The organism is Paraburkholderia sp. NMBU_R16 (assembly GCF_013282575.1).
Taxonomy (GTDB): domain Bacteria; phylum Pseudomonadota; class Gammaproteobacteria; order Burkholderiales; family Burkholderiaceae; genus Trinickia.
This window is the reverse complement of the sequence record NZ_JAAAYE010000163.1, coordinates 1-2,147: the sequence shown is the minus strand read 5'-3', so window position 1 is coordinate 2,147 and position 2,147 is coordinate 1. Positions and strand designations below refer to the sequence as shown.

2 protein-coding genes are annotated in these 2,147 nt (G+C 59.3%); both read left to right on the top strand.

Annotation, left to right across the window (positions count from 1 at the left end):
• Window positions 1-231 precede the first annotated feature (231 nt).
• The gene (locus GWC77_RS27470; protein ID WP_173262562.1) at window positions 232-519 is read left to right on the top strand and encodes a hypothetical protein; all 288 of its coding nucleotides are present in this window, start codon (window positions 232-234) and stop codon (window positions 517-519) included.
• A 246-nt stretch (window positions 520-765) separates the two neighbouring features.
• Complete coding sequence (locus tag GWC77_RS27465; RefSeq protein ID WP_173262559.1) at window positions 766-1,785, top strand: IS110 family transposase; 1,020 nt, start codon at window positions 766-768, stop codon at window positions 1,783-1,785.
• Window positions 1,786-2,147 lie beyond the last annotated feature (362 nt).

Below are 2,147 nucleotides of genomic sequence, written 5' to 3'. Positions count from 1 at the left end.
AAAACGCTCAGGCCCGCATCGCCACGTCCGCAGCGTTCGCTTGCGCGTGGAATGCGCGTTCGGATAACCGTGGAATCAGCGTTCGCTTTAGCGTGGAATGAGCGTTCGGTTTGCCTGGAATACGCACGCAAGCGGGCCGGCGAGGAAATCGGTTCGTCAAGGGCGATTCTTTAGCGAGTCTCCTTGCTTAACCGACTAGCCGTCCTAACGAAACATTCAGCGAGGTAGACCATGAATAGCGTAGCGCAAGCAGTAGCAGCAATCCGCAAATCGCCCTCCTTTGCCCTTATGCCCGACGACGAGCCCGTAACTTTGGAAGCGCTCCAGCACGACATAGATGCGCTCGACGCGGCTTGGGACGCCCTTGACGATGCCCTTGAGGTCGCAGACGACATAGGCGATGCGCGGGAGGCCGAAAGCATTCGCACAGAGATTGCCGCGATGGAGATTGCCTACGTAGACGCTTGCAACCAGTTAGACGCCCTCAGGGCTGCATACGCGGCGGATTTCACGATATAAAATAGTGGACCGCTAAGGAGAGGAGAACCTTTCCGAACGGGTAGGCATGCCCTACGATGCCCCAGGTACGTGCAAGGCGAACCGCATCCCACGATACAAAATACCCCACAGCTAAGGAGAATTGAAATGAACGCGTCCCACTCGAGGCCTTGAGAGCAGAGGAAGGTGGTGGATCCTCACGGGCCAACGGCATCGATGTGCCCAGGTGGAAAATGCAAGCATTTCCCGGCAACCGGAGAATCCACGATGAACAGTATGGCCGTGGGCGTGGACATCGCCAAGAAGGTTTTTCAGGTGCATTACGTCGATAAGGCAAGCGGAGAGATCGTGAACAAGGCGATCACGCGGGCGAAGTTCCTGGAGCATTTCGCGAACCGTGCGCCGTGCCTGATCGGGATGGAAGCGTGTGGCGGAGCGCACCACTGGGCCCGGCAGCTCATGAAGATGGGCCACGAGGTCAGGTTGCTGCCGGCGGAATTCGTGAAGGCTTTCAACATACGGAACAAGAACGATGCGGCGGATGCACGAGCGATCTGGCTAGCGGTGCAGCAACCGGGCAAGCCTGTCGCAGTGAAGACGGAAATGCAGCAGGCGATGTTGGCGCTACACCGGATGCGGGAACAGTTGGTGAAGTTCCGCACGATGCAGAGCAACGGATTGCGTGGCCTGCTGACGGAGTACGGTGAGGTGATGAGCCGTGGTCGGGCGAAGCTGGACAATGAAATGCCGGCGGCACTGGGCCGGCTCGCGGAGCGTCTGCCGGCGGCGCTGATCGACACGTTGCGGGAACAGTGGAACGGGCTGGCGAAGCTCGACGAGCAGATTGCCGAAATCGAACGGCGCATGCGTGAATGGAAGCGGGAAGACTGGGCCGTGAAGGCGATCAGCGAGATTCCCGGTGTGGGGTTGCTGACAGCAACCGCAGCAGTGGCAATGATGGGCGACGCGAAAGCATTTAGCTCAGGTCGGGAGTTTGCAGCGTGGGCCGGTCTGGTGCCGAAGCAGACGGGCTCGGGCGGCAAGGTGAACCTGCACGGGATCAGCAAGCGGGGCGACACGTATCTGCGCACGCTGCTGATTCACGGTGCACGCAGCGTACTGACGCATGCCAGGGAGCCCGGCCCGTGGGTCGAGCAGATGAAGATGCGGCGGCCCACGAATGTCGTGATCGTCGCGCTGGCCAACAAAATAGCGCGCACGATCTGGGCGGTGCTCGCTCATGACCGGCCATACCGAAGTGACTACGTGAGCGTGAAGCCAGCCTGAACGGCCTCGCGCGAGATAGAAGCGAGATAGAAGATCAACGTTTAACACAGGGTGAACGTCGAAAGGTTGCGCAGCAATCAAGTGTGATGACAAGCCAGGTCGGACCGGGACTCGCTAAACCTGTATGCGTCCGAGAGCTTCTAGCTCGCTAGGAGAATGAGGTGCGAGTCAGCGGATTTCATAGAGGCCCGCAGCGAGCGGTAACGGCTGCAACAAGGCCGGATATAGAGCTGCGGGGGAGTGTCAGAATTTCCGTGTTCAAGGCGGGGGTGAGATTCACACGGATGGTCGAACGAATCGATCCGCGTAAAGGATAGCGAATTGGTTCATGGCCTGCTTCCAATCGTGAGCGGAGCGGCTCC